The 23,868-nt window shown below is 76.1% G+C and carries 26 protein-coding genes and 1 pseudogene; 18 read left to right on the forward strand and 9 right to left on the reverse strand.

What is annotated here, in order from left to right; all coding sequences use genetic code 11:
• Positions 1 to 16 precede the first annotated feature (16 nt).
• The 4 genes from HUT16_RS34740 to HUT16_RS34755 all read left to right on the forward strand — a co-directional run bounded on the left by HUT16_RS34740 (position 17) and on the right by HUT16_RS34755 (position 3,221).
• Entirely contained in the window at positions 17 to 1,045 is a 1,029-nt protein-coding gene (locus tag HUT16_RS34740; protein WP_176191975.1) for a hemin ABC transporter substrate-binding protein, read from the forward strand.
• 35 nt (positions 1,046 to 1,080) lie between these two features.
• The gene (locus HUT16_RS34745) at positions 1,081 to 2,124 is read left to right on the forward strand and encodes an iron ABC transporter permease (protein ID WP_254898420.1); all 1,044 of its coding nucleotides are present in this window, start codon (positions 1,081 to 1,083) and stop codon (positions 2,122 to 2,124) included.
• On the forward strand, positions 2,121 to 2,906 hold the full coding sequence (locus HUT16_RS34750) for a heme ABC transporter ATP-binding protein (RefSeq protein WP_176191977.1): 786 nt from the start codon (positions 2,121 to 2,123) through the stop codon (positions 2,904 to 2,906). The genes HUT16_RS34745 and HUT16_RS34750 overlap by 4 nt, the downstream gene beginning before the upstream one ends.
• Before the next feature lie 171 nt (positions 2,907 to 3,077).
• Positions 3,078 to 3,221 (forward strand): hypothetical protein, encoded by a 144-nt coding sequence (locus tag HUT16_RS34755; protein WP_176191978.1) that lies wholly within the window; start codon positions 3,078 to 3,080, stop codon positions 3,219 to 3,221.
• Positions 3,222 to 3,335: 114 nt separating this feature from the next.
• Here the strand turns inward: HUT16_RS34755 and HUT16_RS34760 are convergent, their stop codons facing one another.
• Entirely contained in the window at positions 3,336 to 4,037 is a 702-nt protein-coding gene (locus tag HUT16_RS34760) for a TetR/AcrR family transcriptional regulator (protein WP_254898137.1), read from the reverse strand.
• A 108-nt stretch (positions 4,038 to 4,145) separates the two neighbouring features.
• Between HUT16_RS34760 and HUT16_RS34765 the strand changes: the two genes are divergently transcribed.
• From HUT16_RS34765 to HUT16_RS34780, 5 genes and pseudogenes are all read left to right on the forward strand, one after another.
• Positions 4,146 to 5,345: an FAD-dependent monooxygenase gene (locus HUT16_RS34765; protein ID WP_176191980.1), complete on the forward strand. Its 1,200-nt coding sequence runs from the start codon at positions 4,146 to 4,148 to the stop codon at positions 5,343 to 5,345.
• Between the two features lie 9 nt (positions 5,346 to 5,354).
• Positions 5,355 to 5,525: pseudogene (locus HUT16_RS38935) on the forward strand (hypothetical protein); the annotation flags it as partial.
• 88 nt (positions 5,526 to 5,613) lie between these two features.
• Positions 5,614 to 5,982, forward strand: a complete 369-nt coding sequence (locus tag HUT16_RS38940) for a hypothetical protein (RefSeq protein ID WP_254898421.1) — start codon at positions 5,614 to 5,616, stop codon at positions 5,980 to 5,982.
• A gap of 9 nt (positions 5,983 to 5,991) precedes the next feature.
• Complete coding sequence (locus tag HUT16_RS34775; RefSeq protein WP_176191981.1) at positions 5,992 to 6,816, forward strand: class I SAM-dependent methyltransferase; 825 nt, start codon at positions 5,992 to 5,994, stop codon at positions 6,814 to 6,816.
• A gap of 380 nt (positions 6,817 to 7,196) precedes the next feature.
• Positions 7,197 to 8,633 carry a glycoside hydrolase family 6 protein gene (locus tag HUT16_RS34780; RefSeq protein WP_254898138.1) on the forward strand — a complete coding sequence of 479 codons (1,437 nt, stop codon included), beginning with the start codon at positions 7,197 to 7,199 and terminating at the stop codon, positions 8,631 to 8,633.
• A 75-nt stretch (positions 8,634 to 8,708) separates the two neighbouring features.
• Here the strand turns inward: HUT16_RS34780 and HUT16_RS34785 are convergent, their stop codons facing one another.
• From HUT16_RS34785 to HUT16_RS34795, 3 genes are all read right to left on the reverse strand, one after another.
• A complete protein-coding gene (locus tag HUT16_RS34785; RefSeq protein WP_176191983.1) occupies positions 8,709 to 9,095 on the reverse strand; it encodes a hypothetical protein in 387 nt (128 codons plus the stop codon).
• Entirely contained in the window at positions 9,092 to 9,340 is a 249-nt protein-coding gene (locus HUT16_RS34790) for a hypothetical protein (RefSeq protein ID WP_176191984.1), read from the reverse strand. The genes HUT16_RS34785 and HUT16_RS34790 overlap by 4 nt, the downstream gene beginning before the upstream one ends.
• A 410-nt stretch (positions 9,341 to 9,750) precedes the next feature.
• Positions 9,751 to 11,073 (reverse strand): APC family permease, encoded by a 1,323-nt coding sequence (locus HUT16_RS34795; RefSeq protein ID WP_254898139.1) that lies wholly within the window; start codon positions 11,071 to 11,073, stop codon positions 9,751 to 9,753.
• A gap of 331 nt (positions 11,074 to 11,404) precedes the next feature.
• Between HUT16_RS34795 and HUT16_RS34800 the strand changes: the two genes are divergently transcribed.
• From HUT16_RS34800 to HUT16_RS34810, 3 genes are all read left to right on the forward strand, one after another.
• Positions 11,405 to 11,902: an Lrp/AsnC family transcriptional regulator gene (locus HUT16_RS34800; RefSeq protein WP_176191985.1), complete on the forward strand. Its 498-nt coding sequence runs from the start codon at positions 11,405 to 11,407 to the stop codon at positions 11,900 to 11,902.
• Positions 11,903 to 12,129: 227 nt separating this feature from the next.
• A complete protein-coding gene (locus tag HUT16_RS34805) occupies positions 12,130 to 12,441 on the forward strand; it encodes a cupin (RefSeq protein ID WP_176191986.1) in 312 nt (103 codons plus the stop codon).
• A gap of 118 nt (positions 12,442 to 12,559) precedes the next feature.
• On the forward strand, positions 12,560 to 13,096 hold the full coding sequence (locus HUT16_RS34810) for a gamma carbonic anhydrase family protein (protein ID WP_176191987.1): 537 nt from the start codon (positions 12,560 to 12,562) through the stop codon (positions 13,094 to 13,096).
• A gap of 74 nt (positions 13,097 to 13,170) precedes the next feature.
• Here the strand turns inward: HUT16_RS34810 and HUT16_RS34815 are convergent, their stop codons facing one another.
• From HUT16_RS34815 to HUT16_RS34825, 3 genes are read right to left on the reverse strand one after another with little or no spacing between them, the layout of a single operon-like run.
• A complete protein-coding gene (locus tag HUT16_RS34815; protein WP_176191988.1) occupies positions 13,171 to 13,785 on the reverse strand; it encodes a hypothetical protein in 615 nt (204 codons plus the stop codon).
• 9 nt (positions 13,786 to 13,794) lie between these two features.
• The gene (locus tag HUT16_RS34820) at positions 13,795 to 14,409 is read right to left on the reverse strand and encodes a 3'-5' exonuclease (protein WP_176191989.1); all 615 of its coding nucleotides are present in this window, start codon (positions 14,407 to 14,409) and stop codon (positions 13,795 to 13,797) included.
• Positions 14,410 to 14,466: 57 nt separating this feature from the next.
• Positions 14,467 to 14,952, reverse strand: a complete 486-nt coding sequence (locus HUT16_RS34825; RefSeq protein ID WP_176191990.1) for a hypothetical protein — start codon at positions 14,950 to 14,952, stop codon at positions 14,467 to 14,469.
• 246 nt (positions 14,953 to 15,198) lie between these two features.
• Between HUT16_RS34825 and HUT16_RS34830 the strand changes: the two genes are divergently transcribed.
• The 5 genes from HUT16_RS34830 (at position 15,199) to HUT16_RS34850 (ending at position 21,131) form a co-directional block, all read left to right on the forward strand.
• A complete protein-coding gene (locus HUT16_RS34830) occupies positions 15,199 to 15,864 on the forward strand; it encodes an HNH endonuclease family protein (protein ID WP_176191991.1) in 666 nt (221 codons plus the stop codon).
• Between the two features lie 181 nt (positions 15,865 to 16,045).
• On the forward strand, positions 16,046 to 17,218 hold the full coding sequence (locus tag HUT16_RS34835; protein ID WP_254898140.1) for an alpha/beta fold hydrolase: 1,173 nt from the start codon (positions 16,046 to 16,048) through the stop codon (positions 17,216 to 17,218).
• Positions 17,219 to 17,362: 144 nt separating this feature from the next.
• Complete coding sequence (locus tag HUT16_RS34840) at positions 17,363 to 19,027, forward strand: alkaline phosphatase (protein ID WP_176193026.1); 1,665 nt, start codon at positions 17,363 to 17,365, stop codon at positions 19,025 to 19,027.
• Positions 19,028 to 19,143: 116 nt separating this feature from the next.
• Entirely contained in the window at positions 19,144 to 20,103 is a 960-nt protein-coding gene (locus HUT16_RS34845; RefSeq protein ID WP_176191992.1) for a hypothetical protein, read from the forward strand.
• A gap of 359 nt (positions 20,104 to 20,462) precedes the next feature.
• The gene (locus HUT16_RS34850; RefSeq protein ID WP_176191993.1) at positions 20,463 to 21,131 is read left to right on the forward strand and encodes a hypothetical protein; all 669 of its coding nucleotides are present in this window, start codon (positions 20,463 to 20,465) and stop codon (positions 21,129 to 21,131) included.
• Here HUT16_RS34850 and HUT16_RS34855 read toward each other — a convergent pair.
• Together HUT16_RS34855 and HUT16_RS37475 are read right to left on the reverse strand one after the other, a co-directional pair.
• Positions 21,095 to 21,436, reverse strand: a complete 342-nt coding sequence (locus HUT16_RS34855) for a cupin domain-containing protein (protein ID WP_176191994.1) — start codon at positions 21,434 to 21,436, stop codon at positions 21,095 to 21,097. The two genes, HUT16_RS34850 and HUT16_RS34855, sit on opposite strands and share 37 nt — an antisense overlap.
• 168 nt (positions 21,437 to 21,604) lie before the next feature.
• On the reverse strand, positions 21,605 to 23,071 hold the full coding sequence (locus HUT16_RS37475) for an alpha/beta fold hydrolase (protein WP_217712135.1): 1,467 nt from the start codon (positions 23,069 to 23,071) through the stop codon (positions 21,605 to 21,607).
• Positions 23,072 to 23,165: 94 nt separating this feature from the next.
• Between HUT16_RS37475 and HUT16_RS34870 the strand changes: the two genes are divergently transcribed.
• Positions 23,166 to 23,852 (forward strand): TetR/AcrR family transcriptional regulator, encoded by a 687-nt coding sequence (locus HUT16_RS34870; protein WP_254898141.1) that lies wholly within the window; start codon positions 23,166 to 23,168, stop codon positions 23,850 to 23,852.
• The last annotated feature ends 16 nt before the right edge of the window (positions 23,853 to 23,868 follow it).

Below are 23,868 nucleotides of genomic sequence, written 5' to 3' on the forward strand. Positions count from 1 at the left end.
CGAGAAAGGCCCGAGGTTGACCCGCACCCTCCGCGACCGGACCAGCACCGCCCCCGCCGTCCTGCTCGCCGTCCTCGGACTCCTGCTCGGCGCGAGCGCCTGCGCCACCGGCCCGGCCGCCACCACCGACCCGAAGGCCCCCGCCGCCGCCACCGCCGACCCGGACCGGATCGAGGCGCTGCCCGACACCCCCGCCCCCCGGCTGCCCGTCACCGTCCCCTCCGCGGACGGCCGGCAGGTCACCGTCACCAGCGCCGAGCGGATCATCCCGCTCAACGGCAGCCTCGCCGAACTGGTCTTCAGCCTCGGCCTCGGCGACCACGCGGTCGCCCGGGACGTCTCCACCACCTTCGAACAGGCCGCGAAGCTCCCCGTCATCACCCAGGCCCACGAGGTCTCCGCCGAGGGCGTGCTCTCCCTGCACCCCACCGTGGTGCTCGCCGACCGCAGCACCGGACCGGCCGAGGCGGTCGAACAGATCCGGGCCGCCGGCGTCCCGCTGATCGTCCTGGACGACGCCAAGCAGCTCGGCGACATCGGCACCCGGATCGACGCCGTCGCCGCCGCCCTCGGCGTCCCCGACGCGGGCGCGCAGCTCAAGGAGCGCACCGAGCGCCGGATCGCCGAAGTGCGGGCGCAGCTCCCGGCCGCCGGGGCCACCCGCCCCAAGGTGGCGTTCCTGTACCTGCGCGGCAGCGCCTCGGTCTTCCTGCTCGGCGGCCCCGACTCCGGCGCGCCCTCGCTGATCGAGGCCGCCGGCGGCGAGGACGCCGGCACCGCCGCCCACCTCACCGGCGACTTCACCCCGCTCACCAGCGAAGCCCTGGTCAAGGCCGCCCCCGACGCCATCCTGGTGATGACCAAGGGCCTGGAGTCGGTCGGCGGCGTCGACGGCCTGCTCAAGCTCCCCGGCGTCGCCCAGACCCCCGCCGGACTCGACCGCCGGATCATCTCCGTCGACGACGGCCGCCTGCTCTCCTACGGCCCGCGCACCCCCGAGGTGCTCCGCGCGATCGCCGACCAGCTGCACCGGGACGCCAAGTGACCACCACCGCCCCGCCCGAGACCCCCGCACCCCCGCTGGTGCGCAAGCCCGCCCGCGACCGGCGCCCGCTGCTGCTGGCCGGACTGTGCGCCGCCCTGCTCGGCTTCGCGCTGCTCGCCGCCGGGACGGGCGCCTACGCCATCCCGCTCGGCGACATCCTCGCCTCGCTCGCCCACCGCGCCCACCTCGGCGGCCACGCCCTGGACCGCGTCCCCGAATCGGTGCTGTGGAACGTCCGGTTGCCCCGCGTCGTGCTCGCCCTGCTGGTCGGCGCCGCGCTCGGCTGCGCCGGGGCGCTGATGCAGGGCGTGTTCGGCAACCCGCTGGCCGAACCCGCCGTGATCGGCGTCTCCTCCGGCGGCGCGGTCGGCGCCGTCACCTGCATCGTGCTCGGCCTGGACGCCCTCGGCTCGTGGACGGTCACCGCCGCCGCGTTCGCCTCCGGACTGGTCACCGTCGGCGCCGTCTACGCCATGTCGCGCAGCGGCGGCCGCACCGAGGTGGTCACCCTGCTGCTCACCGGCGTCGCCGTCAACGCGTTCTGCGGCGCCCTGATCGGGCTGCTGCTGTTCACCGCCGACACCGCCGCGATCAGCCAGGTGACGTTCTGGCAACTCGGCTCGCTCTCCCAGGCCAGTTGGCCCAAGGTGCTGGCCGTCCTCCCGTTCGCCGCCCTCGGCCTCGCCGTCGCCCCCCGCTACGCCCGTCGCCTCGACCTGCTCGCGCTCGGCGAACGCCCCGCCCGGCACCTGGGCGTGGACGTCGAACGGATGCGGATCGTGCTGATCACCGTGGTCGCGCTGCTCACCGCCGCCGCCGTCGCCGTCAGCGGCATCATCGGCTTCGTCGGCCTGGTCGTCCCGCACCTGCTGCGGATGCTCGCCGGGCCCGGCCACCGCTTCCTGCTGCCCGCCTCCGCCGTCGGCGGCGCGCTCGTCCTGGTCGCCGGAGACCTCGCCGCCCGCACCCTGGCCGCACCCGCCGAACTCCCGCTCGGCGTCCTGACCGCACTCATCGGCAGCCCGTTCTTCTTCTGGCTGCTGCGCCGCACCCGACGCCGCCAGGGAGGCTGGGCATGACCGCGCTGCTCGAAGCGGAGGGCGTCGGCTTCGCCGCCGGGGGCCGCGAACTGCTCGCCGACGTCGACCTGCTGGTGCGCGCCGGCGAGATCCTGGCCCTGCTCGGCCCCAACGGCGCCGGGAAGTCCACCCTGCTGTCCGTGCTGGCCGGCGACCAGCGACCGGCCCGCGGCGAGGTGCGGATCGACGGGCGCCCACTGGCCGGGCACAAGCCGCTCGCGCTCGCCCGCCGCCGCGCCCTGCTGCCGCAGCACCACGAGGTGTCCTTCCCGTTCCCCGCCGACGAGGTGGTCCGGATGGGCCGCGCCCCCTGGGCGGGCACCTGCTCCGCCGCCGAGGACGAGCGCGCCGTCGCGGCCGCGATGGCCGCCACCGACTGCGCGCACCTCGCCGGGCGCCCCTTCACCGCGCTCTCCGGCGGCGAACGCGCCCGGGTCGCCCTGGCCCGGATCCTCGCCCAGGACACCGCGCTGCTGCTGCTCGACGAACCCACCGCCGCCCTCGACCTGCGCCACCAGGAACTCGTGTTGCGGATCGCCCGGGACCGTGCCGCCGCCGGGTGCGGCGTGGTCGTCGTCCTGCACGACCTCACCCTGGCCGCCGCGCACGCCGACCGGATCGCCCTGCTGGACGCCGGACGCACCGTCGCCGTCGGCCCCACCGGCGAAGTCCTGGACGCCGACCTGCTCAGCCGGGTCTACCGCCACCCCGTCGAGGTGCTGGCGCACCCGCGCGGGGGCGCGCCGATCGTGCTGCCCGAGCGCCCCCGCGAAGCAGATTGACGGATCGTCAGCCCGGGAAGACCACCCGATGGTGGACGACCGAACGGGCGAGATCCGGTCCGGGGCGCGGTCCGGGCGGGTGACCCGGGCGGATCCGGGCACATGGCCGAGCCGGGCCCGGGTAACCGCACCAGCAGGAACCGGACCACCCGGACACCCGGAGGCACCACGATGACCCTCACCATGGCCCTGCTGCTCACCCCCCTCGTCGTCGCCGCAGCCGTCACCGCGACCCGCGCCCCGGCCCGCCGCGGCCGCCACCGCGCCGCCCCCGCGCCCGAACGCCCGACCGTCGCCCCCCGCACCGGACGCTGAGACCCGCGGCCCCCGGCCGCCACCCGCACGGACGGCCCGCTCGCCGGGGATGTCACCGAGGCTTGGAGAGCCATCGCGACGGAGGAGTGCACCCCCGGGCCGCCGCCCGGGGCCTCAGGTGCGGGTGCGCTGGGTGATCAGGGCGGCGAGGCCGTCGAGGATGCGGGCGAGGCCGAAGTCGAAGGCGTTGTCGTGGCCGGTGGGAGGGTCGGTGAGGGCGGCGGCCAGGGCGGGGTAGCGGGTGGCGTGGGTGTGGATCAGGGGGACGAGGGCGTGCAGGAGTTCGGCTTCGGGGGAGCCGGTGGCGGACTGGCGGTGCTGGGCGGCGATGGTGCGGGCGTGGCCGATCAGTAGGACGGCGGCGTCCATGCGTTCGGCGCCGGTCAGGCCGTGGCCGTCGAGGGCGGCCACCACGCTCTCCAGCCAGGCGAGTTCGCGCGGGCCGGTGGGGCGCGGGGCGGCGAGGGCGTCCAGGAGCCAGGGGTGGGCGGTCAGGACGGCGGCCATCCGGTGCGTCCAGTCGGTGAGCCGCTCGCGCCAGGGGGCGTCGTTCGGGGGCGGGGGGTCGCCCGCGGTGTGCTCGATCATCAGGGCGACCAGCTCGGCCTTGCCCGGCACGTAGCGGTACAGCGCCATCTTGGTGTGCCCGAGCAGCCCCGCGATCCGCTGCATGGAGACCGCCGACAGGCCCTCGGCGTCCGCGATCTCGATGCCGGCCCGGGCGATCGACTCCAGGGTGAGGCCGGGCTTCGGCCCCCTGGTCGGCCGGGCGGGCGGCTCCCACAGCAGCCGCAGCGCCGGGTGCGGTTCGGTCACGACCCCTCCTCCTGCCACCGGCCCGCCTTGTGCGCGGCCCGCAACTGCGTCTACCGTACACAGCATCGAACTGCGTCCAGTGGAAGCAATTTATGGGGAGGAACTCCCGTGCGCATCCTGATCTCCGGCGCCGGCATCGGCGGCCCCGCGCTCGCGTACTGGCTGGCCAGGTACGGGCACCGGCCCACCGTGGTCGAACTCGCCCCCGGGCTGCGGGCCGGCGGCCAGGCCGTCGACTTCCGCGGGCCGACCCACCTGACCGTCCTGCGGCGGATGGGCCTGCTGGCGGAACTGCGCGAGCGGCAGACCGGCGGCACCCCGATGGTCTTCACCGACGTCCGCGGCCGGACCCGGCTGCGGCTGCCCGCCGAGTTCGCCGGCGGCGAGGTGGAGATCCGGCGCGGCGAACTCGTCCGGCTGCTGCACCGGCGCAGCGCACCCGGCACCGAGTACCTGTTCGGCGACACCGTCACCGCCCTGCGGCAGGACGCCGAGGGCGTCGACGTCGACTTCCGGCACGCCCCCGGGCGCCGCTTCGACCTGGTGGTCGGCGCCGACGGACTGCACTCCCGGGTCCGCGCCCTCGCCTTCGGCCCCGAACGGCAGTACGTCCGCCACCTCGGCTACTACGCCGCCACCTGGCCCTTCGCCAACCGCCTCGGCCTGCCCGCCGGCAGCACCGGCGTCAACGCCCCCGGCCGGCTCGCCGCCGCCGGTGCCGACCCCCGCGACCCCGAACGGGCCGGCGCCTTCCTGCTGTTCGCCTCCCCCGAACTCGCCCTCGACCGGCACGACCCCGCCGGTCTCCGGGCCCTGCTGCGCGCACGCTTCGCCGACCTGCCGCACCCCGTCCCGCAGTTGCTCGCCACCCTGGACGAGGCCGACGACCGCGACCTGTACGTCGACTCGATCAGCCGCGCCGACGTCCCCGCCTGGTCCGACGGCCGGATCGCCCTGCTCGGCGACGCCGCCTGCGGCGCCACCATCGGCGGCATGGGCACCGGCACCGCCCTGGTCGCCGCGTACGTGCTGGCCACCGAACTCGCCCGCGCCGACGGCGACCACCGCGCCGCGCTCACCCGCTACGAGCGCACCGTCCGCCCCTACGCCGAGCGCTGCCAGCGCGGCGGCGACCGCACCGGCCCCTTCCTCGCCCCGCGCACCGCCCGCGGACTGTGGCTGCGCAACACGCTGCTGGGCCGGCCCGCCCTGCTGAACCGGATGCTCGCGGCGGGCGAGGACATCGCCACCCTCGACCTGCCCGCACCCGCCCGCGAACCGCAGGAACGGGAAACGGCCGAGAGGTAGCCCTATTCCATGGAATCCGCGAGGAACGGGGTGGCCGCGGCGGCGGACCGGGCCGCGAAGAGCGGACTGTACGAGGCGTTCGCCGCCACCGGCGAGGCGCTCTCCAACGGCAAGCGCCTCGACCTGCTCGACCTGCTCGCCCAGGGCGAGCACCCCGTCGACGCGCTCGCCCGAGCCGCCGGCCTCAACCTCACCACCGCCTCCGCCCACCTCCAGACCCTCCCCCGCCGAGGAGTGCGCCGCCGGGCACATCCCCGGCGCGCTCTCCATCCCGGTCGGGGAACTCGCCGACCGGATCGGCGAACTCCCCGCCGACAGCGAGGTCGTCGTCCACTGCCGGGGCGCCTACTGCGCCCTCGCCCACGACGCCGTCCGCCTGCTGCGCGCCCGGGGCCGGCGGGCCCTGCGGCTCAACGACGGCATGCTGGAGTGGCGGCTCGCCGAACTGCCGGTCGACGCGGTCTGGCTGACGCCCCGGCGCTCCGGCGGGGTGCGGCGGCCACGGCGGCCACGGCGCTCGATCCCGCGGAGGGCGGCCGGCTTCCGAATCGCCGCCGGTCCGGGCCCGCCGCCGGTCCGGGCCCGGGTGGTCGACCGCGGTGGGAATCGCGGCAGTTGCGGGCGGGGTGCCGCGTAGCGTGGGGGGATGACCACCGACACGGCAACGCAAGAGGCATTCCTGCGGGCGTTCCACGCCGAGCGCCCCGCGGTGACCGGCGAGGCGTTCGGGTGGGGGCGGGCGCCGGACGGCCGCTCCAGCTACGAGTTGCTGCGGGACCGGGTCGCGGGGTGCGCGAGCGTCCTGGACCTCGGGTGCGGGGACGGCCTGCTACTGGAACTGCTGGCCGGACCGCGGGGGCGGCGGCTGGCCGGGATCGACCTGTCGCCGCAGGCCGTCGCGCTGGCCCGGCGGCGGCCGGCCCTCGCCGGGGCGCGGCTGGAGGTCGGCCGGGCCCAGCGGCTCCCGTTCGCCGACGGCTCCTTCGACGCCTGCGTGTCCCACCTGGCGCTGATGCTGATGGGGGACGCCGAACAGGTCGCCGCCGAGGTGGCGCGGGTGCTGGCCCCCGGCGGGGTGCTGGCCTGCGTGCTCGGCGGCGGGGCGGTCGGCGGCGAGGCCTACGAACGGTTCGGCGCCCTGCTGCGGCGCTCGCTCGGCGACCTGCCCGCCGAGCGGCGCATCCCGGCGCTGGGCGACCGGCGCACCCGCAGCCGGGCCGGGCTGGACGAGCTCCTCGCCCCGGCGGGCTTCGCGGCGGCCGACTGGGAGACCGTCCCGATCGACCTGAGCGGCCCGGCCGAACGGGTGTGGGCCGCCGTCTCCGGCCTCTACGACCTCGGCCCGCTCGACCCGGCGGCCGTGGAGCGCCTGCACGGCGACTTCCTCGCGGAGGTGCGCGAGCTGACGACGCCGCAGGGGACCGTCCCCTGCGGGTTCAAGGTGCACCTCGCCACCGCACGGCTGGGCTGAACCGGCTGAACCGCCGCACTGCCGCACCGGTCGCACCGGAGCCGCTGATCGCCGCTCCCGCCGCCCCGGAGCCGCCCCCGGGCGTGAAAGTTTCGCGGTCGCGGCGGGTTTTCCGACCCCCTCCCGAAGTGGGGCGGAACGTGTGCGAAGGGCGCGTTCGACAGCGGTTCGACAGGGCGAACGCCCGTCAGGGGCGGCCGGAACGGCGGGAGTTCGCCGGGTCCGGGGCCTGCCGCCGGGCCGGGTCGGGCCGCTAGCATCGGCCGCGGTTCGATGCGGGAGCGCTCCCACGCTTCGGTTCCCACATCGTCCCCGGTCAGCATGGACCCACCTCGATGCCGGCCGCCTCTCCCACCCGAGAGCACCCCCCGGAGGACACCGTGCACACCCCCGACCCCGACCAGCGCACCGCCGTCCCGGCCGTCCGGCCGACCCGGCGCGCCGCCGCGCTCGCCCTCGCCGCCGCGACCGCCGCCGTCGGCCTGGTGGCCGTCGCCCAGGGCGGTGCCGACGCCGCCGTGCAGGGCAGCCTCGCCCCGGACACCCGGTTCTACAAGGACCCGACCTCCCAGGCCGTCCGGTGGGTCGCCGCCAACCCCGGGGACTCCCGGACGCCGGTGATCTCCAAGCGGATCGCCAGCCAGCCGCAGGGCATCTGGTTCGCCAACTACCGCCCGGACACCGTCACCTCCGACGTCCGCACGGTCACCTCGGCCGCCTCCCAGGCCGGACAGGTCCCCGTGCTGGTGGCCTACATGATCCCCAACCGGGACTGCGGCGGCGCCTCGGCGGGCGGCGCCCCCGACCTCGGCTCGTACGACGCCTGGGTCGCCAAGTTCGCGGCCGGGCTCGGGAGTTCGCGTTCGGTCGTGGTGCTGGAGCCCGACTCGATCGCGCTCACCACCTGTCTCAGCGCCCAGCAGCAGAACGACCGCTTCGCCTCGCTGGCCCGCGCCGTGAACACCATCCACGCCGCCAGCCCGAACGCCAAGGTCTACCTCGACGGCGGCCACTCCACCTGGAACTCCGCCTCCGAGCAGGCCAACCGGCTGCGCGGCGCGGGCGTGCTCACCGCGGACGGCTTCTTCACCAACGTCTCCAACTTCAACACCACCGCCAACGAAGCCTCGTTCGCCCACAACGTGCTGGGCGCCCTCGGCAACCCCGGCAACCTGCACGCCGTCATCGACACCAGCCGCAACGGCAACGGCCCGTCCGGCAGCGTCTGGTGCGACCCGTCCGGCCGCAAGATCGGCAACTACCCGACCGCCGCGACCAACGACAGCGCGATCGACGCCTTCCTGTGGATCAAGCCCCCGGGCGAGGCCGACGGCTGCGCCGCCGCGGCCGGGACGTTCGTCCCCGACATCGCCTACCAGCTGGCGCAGAACGCGGCCGACCCGAGCACGCCGTCCCCGTCCCCGTCCCCGTCCACCCAGCCGCCGACGTCGCAGCCGCCCACCTCGCAGCCGCCGACGTCCCAGCCGCCGACCGGGAACGCGTCCTGCTCGGTCGCGTACCGGGCCAACTCCTGGACGGGCGGCTTCACCGCCGACGTCACGGTGAAGAACACCGGCAGCGCGACGATCTCCGGCTGGAAGCTGGCCTGGACGTTCCCCGGTGACCAGAAGATCACCAGTGCCTGGAACGCCACCGTCGTCCAGAGCGGCGCCACCGTCACCGCCACCGACCTCGGCTACAACGGCACCCTGGCGGCCGGAGCGTCCACCGGCTTCGGGTTGCAGGCCACCTACGGGTCGAACAACACCGCCCCGAGCGCCTTCACGCTGAACGGCGCCGCCTGCACCACCTCCTGAGCCATCCTCCCCAGCCCCGTCGGCCACCCCCCACCCGTGGGCCGGCGGGGCACCTCCGTCCCTCCCCGCGCGCCGTCAGGGGCGGAGCTGGACGGCCGTCACCATCACGTAGCCGACCAGCAGCCCGAACAGGCACACCGCGGTGACGTACCGGGGCGTGAACGGCAGCCCCGCGAGCGACGGGTACAGCAGGACGGAGCCGCCCGCCGCGAGGTCCGCGACGTACAGGCCGTCGGGCGGGACGATGCCGGTGCTGTGCGCGGCCCAGCCGGTGGCGATCAGGAAGCCGGTCAGCAGGGTGAACCCGGACAGCAGGCCGGAGCCGATCGCCCCGAGCGTGGGGTGCGGTTCCGGGAACGGCTCGCCCTCCGGCACCTCGGGGCGCACCCGGTGCGCCACCGCGAGCGCGCCCACCGCGAGCACCATGGCCCCGAGGGCGCCGAGCAACGGAGCGGGATTCAACGGCTCCTCCTGGAGAAGGCGAAGTGCTGCCCGGCGAGGGCCGCGAGCGCGGCCGGCAGCAGGACGGTGACGAGCAGGACGCTCGCCCAGACCGAGGGCTCGATCGGGCCCGGCCCGGCGGCCGGGGGCTCCGGCCGGGGTACGGCGACCAGCGTCGAGGGCGAAGCGGTGGGAGCGGGGGTGGGGGTAGGAGTGGGAGTGGAGGTGGGAGCCGGGGCGGGTGGGGCGCTCGCCGCCTGAACCACCGGGCTCGGGGCCGGAGTTGTGGCCTGGGGGTGGGGGTGGTCGATGGCGGGCGGGGCCTGGGGTGGTGTCGGATGCGGGGTGCTGGGGGCGGGGGGCGCTGCGGGGGTCGGGGTCGGGGTCGGGTGCGCAGTGGGAGCGGGGGTGGGGGCGGGAGTCGGTGTCGGGTGCGCAGTGGGGGTGGGGGTGGGCGTGGGCGTGGGCTTCGGGTGGTGGCAGTGCCAGTCCCAGTGCCAGGGCGGGTGGTGCGGCAGCGGGAGCGGACAGAGCGGGGGGAGTGGAGGGAGCGGGGGCAGGACGGGCAGCGAGGGCAGCGGCGGCAGTGGTGGCAGCGGCGGGAGGTAATCGCCCGGGGCATGGTCCATTGACCGATCATCGGACCGTCCTCGTGGCGCGCGGTAGCCGTTCGCAGTCAAACCCCACGGGCCGGTGAACCCTGCTGACCTGCGGCGGAATGCGCGGACGAGGGGCGGCCGCCCGTTCGACCGAGGGTGGCGGCGGTGAGGGCCACCGCGGCGGCGGCGAGCACCGGCCACCCCGTGCCGAGCAGCAGTGCCAGCACCGCCGGGCAGCTCACGGCGGCGGCCAGCCGCGGCAGGCCGTCCAGGACCCGGACCGCCGCGGCCGTGCAGGTCAGGTAGACGGTGAGGAACAGCGCCGTGGGCACGGCCACCAGTTGGGCGGTCGTCAGGGCGCCCGTCCCGACCAGGGCGAACAGCGGGGCGCCGGTGAGCGCGGTGGCCGCGACCACCGCGAGCGAGCCGCGCCGGCCCGACGCCGCACCGGACGGGAGCAGGGCGTCCAGCAGGGCGGCGGCGCCCGTCAGGTAGGTGTTGGTGGCGGCCAGGGTGAGGACCACCGCCGCACCGGCGGCCAGCAGCGGCCCCCGGGAGCCGAGCGCGGCGCGCATCAGGTCGGCCAGCGGGACGGAGCCGCCCGCGCCCGGGCCGAGCACGGCCACCGTCGCGGCCGCCAGGCCCAGGCAGAGCAGCGCGGTGACGGCGAAGGCGATCAGCACCACCCGGCGCAGCTGGCGGTGCGGGTCGCGCAGCCGGGTGGTCAGCGAGGCGGCGGCCTCCCAGCCCACGAACGCGAACATCAGCGGCGGCGCGGCCCGCGCGACACCCGCCCAGCCGTGCGGCAGGAACGGCGTCCAGTGCGCGGCCCGGGCGGCCGGGGCCGACCCCAGCACCGCGAACAGCACCAGGCCCACCAGCCCGGACACCAGCACCAGTTGGAGCCCCGCCCCGGTCCGCACCCCCAGCAGCCGGACCGCCAGCACCAGCGCCAGCAGCACCAGCCCGGCCCGGACGGCGGTGCCCTGGTCGGCGCCGACGGCCGCCGCCGCGTAGCTCCCGCCGATCAGGCAGACCACCGGCGCGCCCGCGACCACCCCCGCCAGGAAGCACCACCCGGCGGCCCGGCCCGCCCGCGCGCCCAGCCCCGCGGCCGTGTACCCGGCGACCCCGCCGGCCGAGCCCAGCCGGGTGCCGAGCGCGCAGAACACCGTTGCGATCAGACCGGACAGCCCCAGCAGCGCCAGCCACGCCAGCAGCGAGGCCGGGCCCGCCGCGCGCGCCGCTAGCCCCGGGAGCAGCAGCAGGCTGGGGCCGAGCAGCGCGCCGATGTACAGCGCGGACGCCCCGGCGGTGGAGAGCGTGCCGGGGGAGGAGGGGGCCGGAGAGGAGGAGCGGGCGGACGGGCGGGGGCGGGGTGCTGACGCGGTGTCGGTCATGCCCCGATCCTGGCCCGGATCGCGCGGCACCCGCTGGCGAAGAACGCTCCGTGCCGGGCCTTCGACGGCAGATCCTGCCGCGGGAGGGCGGTGCGGCGGCACGGGATGCCGAGGTGGCCCGAACGGGAGGGAGCGCGCACCGCGGACGAGGCCGCCCGGGTCGGCGGGGTACGGCGGGGTGCGGCGGGATGTGGCCGGGTGGTGGATCCTGCCGGGGGTTCGCGGGGCCGCGTGGCCGATCCTGTCGCCAGCAGGCGGTCCGGCGGCACGCCGTGCCGGGAACGGGGCGGAACGAGGACGATCCCGCCGGGGTGCTGCTAGGGTGCGCAGCATGTCATCGAGCCCCCAGTACGACCGCATCGACCGGGCCATCCTGGCCCACCTCCAGCGCCACGGCCGGACCCCCAACGTCGATCTCGCCGAGGCCGTCCGGCTCTCGCCCTCCTCCGCGCTGCGCCGCACCAAGGCGCTGGAGGCGGACGGGGTGATCGCCGGGTACCGGGCCGAACTCGACCGGGACCGGGTCGGGTTGGGGCTGACGGTGTTCGTCGCGCTGCGGGTCGAGCAGCACTCGCGGGAGACCTCCCGGCACATCGAGGAGTCGCTGTGCGCGATCCCCGCCGTGGTCGCCTGCCACGTGGTCTCCGGCGAGGCCGACTTCCTGGTGGAGATCGCCGTACCGGACCTGGCCACCTACGAGCAGGTCCTGCTGGACGAGATCCTCGCCGTCGGCCCGGTCCGCGACGCCCGCTCCACCTTCGCCATCCGCACCGTCCGCTCCCGGGGCCCGCTCCCGCTCGACCACTGGCCGCCGAAGTCCGGCAGGTGACCGGGCCCGGGGCGGCGCGGCGGCGGAGCGGGTGGGCTGCGGATGGGATGCGGGTGGGAGGCCGGGGCGGGTGCGGCACGAGGGCGTGCGGGCGGACGGCGGGCCGGGCGCGGGTGGCAGGAAATCGAGGTACTCCGGCGTTCCCGCCACTGGTCGGCCCGCCCGGCCCCGGGCCAGCATGGTCGCGCCGGGCCGGACCTGCGGCCGTGGACCCAAGGACCTGACCAGTGCGCTTCCTCGACGCCGCCGACTTCACCGCCGACCGCCCCTGGGGGTCGATCGGCCTCGCCGCGCTGGACGACGCCACCGTCCGCCTGCACTGGACGGACCGCCCCTACCGCTGGCACGTCAACGACGGGCCGGAGGTGTTCGTGGTCCTCGACGGCGCCGTCGACATGCACTACCGGGTCGACGGCGAGGAGCGCGTCGAGCACCTGACCCCCGGCCGGATCTGCGCCGTCGAGCCCGGCGACGAGCACGTGGCGCACCCGGCGCCGCAGGCCCGCGTCCTGGTGGTCGAACGCCGCGACAGCGACTGAGCCCGGACCGGCGGACCGGCGTACGTGGTGGCCCGGTTACCACCCGGTACGCAAGACTGGGCCCGGCGCGGCACCCGCCGCCCCGTCAGCCCGCCCGTCCCGCACCGGAGGTGCCCCCGTGGCCGAACCCCTGATCGCCGCCGTCGGCGGACTGCACCCGCAGGTCGACCCCGAAGCGTTCGTCGCGCCCGGCGCGGTGGTGCTCGGCGCGGTGACCGTCGCAGCCGGGGCCAGCGTCTGGTACGGCGCGGTGCTGCGCGGCGACGCCGAGCGGATCACCGTCGGCGCCGGGACCAACATCCAGGACAACTGCACCGTCCACGCCGACCCGTCCTTCCCCGCCGTCCTCGGCGAGCGGATCTCGGTCGGCCACAACGCCGTCCTGCACGGCTGCACCGTCGAGGACGACGTGCTGATCGGGATGAGCGCCACCGTGCTCAACGGCGCCCTGATCGGCGCGGGTTCGCTGGTCGCGGCCGGCGCGGTCGTCCCGCAGGGCATGCGGGTGCCGCCCGGCTCGCTGGTCGCCGGCGTCCCCGCCAAGGTCAAGCGGGAGCTCACCGAGGAGGAGCGGGCCGGCATCCGGGCCAACGGCGAGGGCTACCGGCTGCTCGCCGCCGCGCACGCCAAGGACGTCCCCGGAGCGGGCGGCTGACGCCGGCGGGGACGGTCTGGCGGTCTGGCGGTCTGGAGGTCGGACGGTCTGGCGGGGTCGGACGCTCGCGCGGCTCAGGCGACGAAGCCGATGACGCCGAGCCCGGGGCGTGCCGCGGCCCGGCGGAGCCAGGAGGCCACGTCGGCCGCGGCCTTGGCCGTCTCGGGCGGCAACTCCGGTGCGTGGCCGTCCCGTTCGGCCTGCTCGAACTGTGCCAGCGCGGCCCGGCACTGCGCGTGCGTCCACTCGCCGCAGCCCGGGTACTCCAGGCTCCGGGGCACCCCGGCGGGCAGGCCGCCGTCGTAGCCGAACTCCGCCACCGAGACCTCGGTGACCCCCAGCTCCCGCAGCCCCTCGTCCACCACGTCCAGCCAGGCGCCCCGGAACGGGGAGAAGCCGGAGTTGTCGAGGAACTCGCCGTTCAGCCGGCACAGGCGCTGGTACGCGTAGCCGTACTGGAAGGCGTGGCCCCGGTCCGCCGAGTAGGGGCCGCCGTGCACCACCGCGCGCAGCGCCTCCGCGGCGCGCGGGGCGCCGTTGTCGATCTCGTAGGAGAACCAGTCGTCGTCCGAGGCGAGTTCGCCGCCGAAGCGGTCGCCGACGGCCCGCAGCAGGCCGTCGTCGCCGGAGCCGACCAGGCCCCGGGTGGCGGCGGGGTCGAGCAGGAAGACGTTCAGGGAGGAGCTCATGCGCCCACCCTAGGGGCGGCGGCCGACAGTCGGTTCCCGGGTTTCCCAGGTCTCCCCGGCCTCCCGGGGCGGGGGCCAGTCGTCCGTCCCGGCCAGCGAGAGGACCAGGGCGGCGATGTTCCAGGCGTCGTCCGCGCCGCTGTGGTGGCGGCCCTCCAGCGGGAGGCCGGCCAGCTCCAGCGCCAGCGCCATGCCGGGGCGCTTGCGCAGGCCGCGGGCGTCGGTGAAGACCGCCTTGGCGTTGGCGTGCCGGTGGCCGAACGGGTAGGCGGCGCCGGTGGCCCGGCACTGGCGGGTGAACTGCAGCCGGTCGTAGTCGCCCCAGCTCGCCCAGGGGCGCAGGCCCGCCGCGTGCTCGGCGGCCAGCAGCCGGCAGGCCTCGGTGAAGGACACGCCGGTCTCCACCTCGCGCTGGGTTAGGCCGGTCAGTTCGGTGCAGAACGCGCTGACGGCCGAGCGCTGCGGGCGGACCAGGACACGGTGCCGGCCGACCCGCCGCAGGGCGGTGAGGTCGACCACCGTCAGCCCGATCTCGATGATCTCGCTGACCTGGCCGGGCGGCGGCTGCCCCTCCCAGCAGGTGGCCTCGACGTCCACCACGTTCCACAACTCCGGCTCCTCCATGCCGGGATGATGCGCAGTCGCCTCCGCACCGGTCAACCGGATATCCCGCCCGGCGGATCAGCGCACCGGGCCCCGCTCGTCCACCAGGACGGTCGGCTCGGCGCGGAACACCCCGGCGTCCACCGGGCCGTAGGCGACGTTGAAGGTGTCCAGCCAGTACGACCAGTCCTGCGCGCCGGCCGAGCTGCTGAAACGGAAGTTCAGCTGCCAGCGGACCCACTGGCCCGGTAGCAGGCGCACCGCGGGCGGTCGGCGGGGGCGCGGCGGCAGACCGTACAACGGCAGGATGCCGGGGAGCACCCGCAGGCGGCCGTCCCGCTCCCGCAGGCCCAGGTCGAGGCCGCTCCGGCGCAGCGGCTCCCAGGCCTCGCGCGGGGCGAAGTCGTCCTCCTCCCGCATCCGGACGGTGTGCAGATGGCCGGGGCCCGGGGCGTCCGGCGGCAGGACGAAGCCCTCGGGCGCCGCGTTGCGGCGGACGGCGGCCGCGCCGCCCCGGGAGCGCTTCGTCCAGGACGTCCTGACCCACTGCACCGTGATCTCCATGCCACCCGCCTTCCGCGTCGGAGGACGAGGATACGGGGGACGGGGATGCGGGGGCAGGCATGCGGGGACGGGCGTGTGGGGGCGAGGGACGGGGTTCAGCGGAGGAATTCCTCCGGACGCGTCCGGTGAGGGACGTTCACATCGGGTGCCCGGATCGCCACACGGCGGTAATGCAATCTTCACGGCTCGGTATCTACCCGCATAGACACCCGGCTGCCAGTCTGGCTCGGCACCGCCTCCCATCCCATGGCCGAGCCCAGGAGCGCCCCCGTGCCGAATCGTTTCCTCCGCCGCCTCACCGCCGTCGCCGCCACCTCCGTCCTCGCCGCCGGAGCCGTCACCGCGAGCACCGGCACCGCCCAGGCCGCACTGCCCACGCCGGTCTCCGCCGCCACCGCCCGCAGCTACCTGGGCCAGTTGACCGTCAAGGCCGAGAACCGCACCGGCTACAACCGCGACCTGTTCCCGCACTGGATCACCATCTCCGGCGCCTGCAACACCCGCGAGACGGTGCTCAAGCGGGACGGCTCCGGCGTGGTCACCGACGCCAACTGCGCGGCCACCTCGGGCAGCTGGTACTCCCCGTACGACGGCGCCACCTGGCACGCCGCCTCCGACCTGGACATCGACCACGTGGTGCCGCTCGCCGAAGCCTGGGACTCCGGCGCCTCCGCCTGGACCACCGCCCAGCGCCAGGCCTTCGCCAACGACCTCACCCGCCCGCAGCTGATAGCCGTCACCGACAGCGTCAACCAGGCCAAGGGCGACAAGGACCCGGCCGAGTGGCTGCCCTCCGTCACGAGCTACCGCTGCACCTACGTCCGCGCCTGGGTGCAGGTGAAGTACTACTACAACCTGTCCGTGGACAGCGCCGAGAAGACCGCGCTCACCAACGTCCTCAACGGCTGCTGAGCGCAGCGCCGTTCGGCCCCGGGCCGTCCGCGCGGGGGCTCCGTGCGGACGGTTTGGGGCATTTGCACCCGCGAATGACCGAAATGTCCGATCGGCGCGTCTTCGTCCTGGTCAACCCCCTTTTCCGGCATGCTTGCTGACGGAACAACGGACGGCGTGGCTGCGGGCGGAGGGCGGACGGATGGACAGGCGGAGCTTCCACCGGGCGGGGGTTGCGGCCGGCACCGGACTCTTCGCGGCCGCGGCGGGCGGCCGGGCGTACGCGGCACCCGCCTACCCGGGCCCCGCCTACCTGCTGCCCCCGCACGCCGAACCGGCCTACCTGGCCCCCGGCTACCCGGAGCCCGGCTACCCCGAGCCCGGTTACCCGGACCAGCCCTACCCGGCGTCCGCGTACGTCGTCCCGCCGCGCGCGGCCTCCTACGGCCCGGTGCTCTCCGACGGCCTGGCCGTGCCCTGGACGCTGATGCAGGTCGCCGCCGGGGACCTGACCGTCTGCTACGCCGAGTGCGGCCCGCCCGACGGCCCGGTGGTGGTCTGCCTGCACGGCTGGCCCTACGACATCCACAGCTACGCCGAGGTCGCCCCGCTGCTCGCGGCGCGCGGCTACCGCGTCCTGGTGCCCTACCTGCGCGGCCACGGCCGCACCCGCTTCCGCTCCGACCAGACCCCGCGCAACGCCCAACAGGCCGCCGTCGCCCGGGACCTGGTCGCCCTGCTGGACTCGCTCGGGATCAGCCGCGCCCTGCTGGCCGGCTTCGACTGGGGCGCCCGGACGGCCGCGATCGTCGCCGCGCTGCGCCCCGAGCGGGTCAAGGCGCTGGTGTCGGTCGGCGGTTACCTGATCACCGACGTCCACGCCCAGGCCGACCCGCTGGGCGCCGAGGCCGAGCACGCCTGGTGGTACCAGTACTACTTCAGCACCGAACGCGGCCGGCGCGCCCTGATCGACCGCCGGCTGCGCCGCGACCTGTGCCGGCTGGTCTGGCAGACGGTCTCGCCCACCTGGCGCTTCGAGGAGCGGGTGTTCGACCGCACCGCCACCGCCTTCGACAACCCCGACTACCCGGAGATCGTGGTCCACAACTACCGCTGGCGGCTCGGCCTGGCCGGCGGCGAACGCCGCTACGACGCCGACGAACGGCGCCTCGCCGACCGGCCGGTGATCACCGTGCCCACCGTCGTGCTCGACCCCGCCCTCGACCCGTTCACCCTCCCCGGCAACGGGCGCGCGTACCGCGACCGGTTCGCCGGCCCCTACCTGCACCGCACCGTCGACGGGGTCGGCCACAACCTGCCCCAGGAGGCGCCCGGCGAGTTCGTCCGGGCGGTGCTCGACGCCGACCGGCTGTGAGGGCGCGGTGCGGCCGGGGCCCGGCTCGGCCGCGCCGAGGTGAAGGGCTGACGAACAGTCAGGACGCCTACTGGACAAGCCATTACCGATGGGTAAGTCTCGGGTGACGTGACCGAATCCACCAGCACCACCGCGTCCGCCGCCGTGCCTGCCGCCGTCCCCGCCGCCGTGTCCGGCGGCCCCCGTCCGCCGCGCCGCCGGGTGATCCAGGCCGCCGCCCTCACCGCCGGCGCCCTCGCGCTGCCGCTCACCGCCGCCGCCGGCCGCGCCGACGCCGCCGACACCCCGCGCTTCCTGCACGGGGTGGCCTCCGGTGACCCGCTGCCCGACGGCGTCCTGCTGTGGACCCGCCTCACCCCCACCGCCGACGCGGCACCCGGCTCCGGACTGGGCCCCGACACCGCCGTGCACTGGCAGATCGCCACCGACCGCGACTTCACCGCCGTCGCCGCCGCCGGCACCGTCACCACCAGCGCCGCCACCGACCACACCGTCAAGGCCGACGTCCGCGGCCTGCGCCCCGACACCGCCTACTGGTACCGCTTCACCGCCGACGGCGCGACCTCCCCCGTCGGCCGCACCCGCACCACCCCCGCCGCCGACGCCGCCCTCGACCGGCTCCGCCTCGGCGTCGCCTCCTGCGCCAACTGGGAGGCCGGCTACTTCTCCGCCTACCGCCACCTCGCCGCCCGCGGCGACCTCGACGCCTTCCTGTTCCTCGGCGACTACATCTACGAGTACGCCACCGGCGCGTACGCCGCCCGCGGCACCGTGGTGCGCCCGCACGCCCCCGCCCACGAGATCCTCACCCTCGCCGACTACCGCACCCGGCACGGCCGCTACAAGACCGACACCGACCTGCAGGCCCTGCACGCCGCCGTCCCCACCATCGCCATCTGGGACGACCACGAGTTCGCCAACGACGCCTGGTCCGGCGGCGCCGAGAACCACACCCCCGGCACCGAGGGCGACTGGGCCGCCCGGGTCGCCGCCGCCAAACAGGCCTACTTCGAGTGGATGCCGGTCCGCCCCTCCGTCGCCGGCACCACCTACCGGCGGCTGCGCTACGGCAGGCTCGCCGACCTGCACCTGCTCGACCTGCGCTCCTTCCGCTCGCAGCAGGCGTCGATCGGCGACGGTGCGGTCGACTCCGCCGACCGCACCATCACCGGCCGGGCCCAACTCGACTGGCTCAAGGCCGGACTGGCCGCCTCCGACACCACCTGGCGGCTGGTCGGCAACGAGGTGATGATCTCCCCGGTGGCGTTCCTCGCCGTCCCCGACTACCTGCTGCGCCCGCTCGCCCAGCTGTTCGGCCTGCCCGGCGAGGGCCTCGCCGTCAACGCCGACCAGTGGGACGGCTACACCCACGACCGGCGCGAACTGCTCGGCCACCTCAGGGACCACCGGATCACCAACACCGTCTTCCTCACCGGCGACATCCACTCCGCCTGGGCCTGCGACGTCCCCTTCGAAGCCGCCACCTACCCCGCCTCCGGCAGCGCCGCCACCGAGTTCGTGGTCACCTCGGTCACCAGCGACAACATCGACGACATCCTCAAGGTCGCCCCCGGCACGCTCTCCCTGGTCGCCGCAGCCGCCCTCCAGGCCGCCAACCGGCACGTCAAGTGGACCGACCTCGACTCGCACGGCTACGGCGTCCTCGACATCACCGCCGACCGCGCCCAGATGGACTACTACGTGCTCTCCGACCGCACCAGGCCCGACGCCACCAGCCGCTGGGCCCGCTCCTACCGGACGGAGAGCGGCACCCAGCAGATCGAACGGGCCTACGCGCCCGTCTCCTGACCCCGCGTCGAGGACCGGCGGGCCCGGCCGCACTCCGCGGCACCGGGCCCGCCGGAAAACCCTTTGCCCCCGAACCGCGCCCCGGCGGATACTCCCCGCACCGGAAGGAGCGCTGTTTGGAAATCCTCGCCTGCGCGCACTGCGGGGGCACCCTCACCCGGCCCCTCACCCGGGTCAGGTTCCCGCCGTACGCCCACTACCCGGTGGGCAACGGCCACCCGATGCCCGTCCTGATGGACGCCGGGACGTACGCCGTCGATCCCGCCCCCGACCCCGGCCCCGCCGGCTGGCTGCTGCTCGCCCCCGGCGACGCCACCGGCACCGTGCTCGTCCGCGAACGCGCCGTCATCGCCTGCTGCGGCATCACCGGTGACAACCTGTCCTGCGCCGCCTGCCTGCGCCCGGTCGGCAGCCGCGACGACGAGTGCTCGTTCTGGCAGGCCGTCTGGCTCGACCCAGGCGCGGTGCGCGCCGTCCCCGCCGGGCCCGACCGGCCGCCCGCCGGGTGGGCCGAACTCGTCCACGACCGCTCCGGGCCGCTGCCGGTCAGCGAGTGGGGCCGCTGGGACGAACGGTGCGAGCAGGAGACCACCCTGGCGCTCGCGCACCTGATCGCGGCCGCCGACGGCCACCCCGTCCGGATCGAGCACGGGCACGCCGCCGAACTCCTCGGCCCGCAACTCGCCCGCCACCTGCGCACCGCCACCGGCCCCGCCAAACGCTGCACCCTGCACGGCCCCGACCTGCCGCCCACCGGCCTCCGCCCCGACCTCGCCCTCGTCCCGCTGCACCCGCACACCGGCGAGGTCTGGCCCGCGCCGCCCGGCGCCCGCGCCGTCCCGTTGCACGTCGAGGTCTGGCGCCACCTCGCCTTCCACGACGACCGGCCCGCCGTCCGGATCGGCCACCGGCTCCGCGCCGAACTGGCCCGCGACGACCCGCAACCGCCCTCCCGCGGCTACTGGCTGTGGACCGACACCCGGCTGCTCCACGACACCCTGGCCCGACTGCCCGCCGTCCGCGGACCCGCCTTCCGCGCCACGCCCGACGCGCTCTCGCGCGACTCCGGGTACTGAGACGACGACGGCGACCACCCGGCCCGCCGTCGCCGTGCTCCCCGACCGGGCCAGCCCGGCCAGGCCGACCGGCTCCGGCGGCACGTCCAGCAGGGCGTCGTGGTCCTGCGGTGCGGTCGGCCCGGGCGCGGTGGGGTCGGCAGGCGGGCGCGGGGGACGGGCGGCAGCCGTCGGGGGCGGCCCCGGCACGTCGGGCGTTCCGCGGTGTCACGGAACAGGGGGCGGATCGGCCGGCACTACAGGCGCACCGGGGCGGGGCCGCGCCGGACGGTCCGGCGGATAGGGTCGCAGGCACACCGGTGGTCCGCCCTCCGAGAACTCCCGTGCCGCGTGCGGCCGGAGAAAGGCTCCCCCTGACCGTGCCCAGCACCTCGCACCCCCTGCTGGCGTACCTGCTGGCCGCCGCCGAGGGCCGCTTCCCGCCCGCGGACGGGCGGGTGACGGTGCTGCCGCCGCTGCCCGGTGGCCTCGAGTGCTCGGTCGCCTTCACCGGGCACGCCGTCCTGGCCACCGCGCTCGACGCCCGCCGGGTCGCCGCCGCCGGTGCGGACGGCTACGGCGGATCGCTCGCCCCCGGCTTCCTGCTGCACCTGGCCGGACCCGGCGGCTGGATCGGCGTCACCGACGCCACGCTCACCGCCCGCGCCACCGGCGGCCCGCCCCGGCTCGCCACCCTGCACGGCCTCGACGACCACCCGCGGGTCCGCTTCGCCCGCGACCTGCGCACCGACGTCACCGTGCACGGCGACGAACGCGGACTGGTCACGCTCGCCACCGGACTGGCCGGGCGCCGCGAACTCGGCATCGAACTGCACGACACCCGCGACGGCGGCCGCGGCCACGGCCGCTCCCTGCTGCGCGACGCCCTGACCCTGCTCCCCGCCGGCACCCCCCTCTTCGCCGCCGTCGCCCCCGGCAACGCCCGCTCCCTGCGCGCCTTCCTGGCCGGCGGCTTCACCCCCGTGGGCAGCGAAGTCCTGCTGCGCCCCGCTCAGGCCAGGTCGTCGGGGCCGGGCACGCCGCTGTAGGCCGGGGCGAACAGCACCAGGGCGACCAAGTCCTCGGTGATGTCGTGGAAGCGGTGCTCCTCCCGGGCCGGGACGAACAGCGAGCTGCCCGGGCTGACGTCCACGGTGCGGCCGCCGGAGGTGAAGCGGGCCCGGCCCCGGGTGACCACGTAGACCTCGTCCTGGAGGTGCGGCGACTGGTCGTCGGTGGAGCCGGCCGGCAGCGAGTAGGTGCCGAAGCTCAGCGCGGGCACGCTCAGGTGTTCCGCGTAGTCGGGCGAACCGTCCGGGGCGGGGCGGAAGTGCCCGCTGTCGATGATCTCCATGGTGGCCGATCCTCGCACGACCGGACGGGCCCGGGGGAGAGGGCGTCGGGACCACCCGGCCGTCGGGGCCCGCCCGTTGGGTGCCGGGGGGATCGACGGGGGCGACGGGGGCGACGGGGAGGGGGACCCCGGCCGGGTGGGGGGCCGGCCGGGGGGAGTGGGGCGCGGTCAGGGGAGGCTGACGGCGGTGATCCGGGCGTGCGGGAAGCTGCCTCGTTCCAGGGCGTCGACCGCGGCGGAGGCGAAGTCGCCGGTGGTGATCCGGCTGGTGCCCGCCGCGTCCGTCAGCGGTGTGTCGGTGGCGGCCACCCGGTAGCGGCCCGTCCGGGCGCCCGGGACGAGGTGGACCGGGGGCGGGCTGAAGTACGTCCACTCCACCGGGGTGTCGGCGGCGCGCAGCAGGTCGAGCGCGGCCGTCTGGTCCCGGGCGGTCTCCAGGTACTGGGCGGGGAAGTCCGGGGAGTCGACGAAGCGTCGGCCCGGCGCGTACTCCAGGCTGCCGCCGCCGCCCACGAACAGCAGCCGCGGCACCCCCGCCTCGGGGAGCGCGGCCAGCAGCGCCCCGGCCGCGCGCGGCACCAGGCCGTCCGGCCCCTTGAGCGCGGCGACCACCGCGTCGTGCCCGGCCAGCACGGCGGCCAGCGCGGCCTCGTCCGCCGCGTCCGCGTCCGCCCGGCCGAGCGGGGTGACGTGGTGGCCGCGGCGCTCGGCCTCGCGGGCCACCTCGCCGCCAAGGTGCCCGCTCGCGCCGAGCACGGCCACCCGCAGCGGGCGGGGCTCGGCCAGCCCGTCCAGGAAACCGGCGATCAGCGGGGCGATCTCGGGCGCGCACTCCTCCAGGGCGAAGTGGCCGGTGTCGAACAGGTGCACCTCGGCATCCGGTACGTCCCGCCGGTAGGCCGCGGCCCCGGCCGGGAGGAAGAAGGCGTCGTTGCGCCCCCAGAGCACCAGCGTCGGCGGCCGGTGCTCGCGCAGCCAGCGCTGCCAGCGCGGGTACAGCCCGAGGTTGGAGTGGTAGTCCAGGGCCAGCGCCGTCTGCGCGGCCCGGCGGCCCGGCGCGTCCAGGAAGTGCTGGTCCAGCGTCCACCCGTCCGGGTCGATCAGGGCCGGGTCGGCGGCGCCGCCCTCGTACTGACCGCGCGTCACCTCCAGGGTGAACAGCGGCTGGACGGCCTCGGCGGCGCCCGGCTCGCCGGTGCGGTGCGCGACGGCGCCGAGCGCCAGCTCCGACAGGCCCTCCCGGTAGGCGTTGGCGTTCTGCACCACCAGGCCGGCGATCAGCTCCGGGCGGCGGGTGGCCAGCCGGAAGCCCACCGGGCCGCCGAAGTCGAAGGCGTACAGCGCGAAGCGCTCCAGACCGAGCGCGTCCACGAAGCCCTCCAGCACTTCGGACAGCGCGTCGAAGGAGTACGCGAAGGACGCCGGGGCCTCGGTGTGCCCGAAGCCCGGGTAGTCCGGCGCGATCAGCCGGAACCGCGGACCGAGGGCGTCGAACAGGCGGCGGAACTGGTGCGAGGCGGACGGGAAGCCGTGCAGCAGTAACAGGACCGGGGCGGTCTCCGGCCCGGCGGCGCGGTAGAAGACGCGGACGCCGCCGACGTCCACGAAACGGTGCTCCACGCGGGGCAGGGGCATGCGGGACCCTCCAGGGGACGAAGCAAACGCAGGTGCTGCTGCATTAGGCTCGATCCTGGCGGACCCCCCGCCACTAACGCAAGGGAATTTTCATTTGGCAACCGAGGACTTCGACCCCGCACCGGAACGGGACGCCGGCGGGGCCCCCGCGCCGGGCACCCGCCGCCCGGGCGGCCGCACCGCCCGGACCAGGACCTCCGTCCTGGAGGCCGCCCTCGCCGAACTCGTCGAGCACGGCTACGCCGACACCCGGATCGACCGGATCGCCGGCCGCGCCGGAGTCGCCGCCACCACCGTCTACCGGCGCTGGGGCAGCCTGGAGAACATCGTGGTCGACCTCGCCGACCACCTCGCCGTGTCCATCACCCTGGGCTCGGGAGCCAGCCTGGAGGGCGACCTGCGGACGGTCGCCCGCGCCGTCGTCGCCCTGCACGCGGACCCGGCCCACCGGGCCTGGCTGCGCGCCATGGTCTCCGCGGCGGCGGCCTCCCCGAAGGCCCAGCGGATGCTGTCCGAGGTGCTGGACAGGCGCCGCGAGACCACCGCCGCGGCGGTCACCGAGGCGATCGCCCGCGGTGAGGTCCCGCCCGGCACCGACGGCCACGAGGTGATCCGGGCCACCGTCGCCCCGCTCTACCTGCGGATGTACATCACCGCGGAGCCGGTGGGCGACGCGGAGGCCGACCGGGCGGCGGCGGCCGCGGCGCTGGCGGCCAGGGCGGGGCTGTACGTGGTGGAGCGGGAGCCGGGCGGTGGCGCGGAGGACGGCCCGGTGCGCTGACGCGGAGGGCCCGGCC

This window comes from Kitasatospora sp. NA04385, from assembly GCF_013364235.1.
GTDB lineage: Bacteria > Actinomycetota > Actinomycetes > Streptomycetales > Streptomycetaceae > Kitasatospora.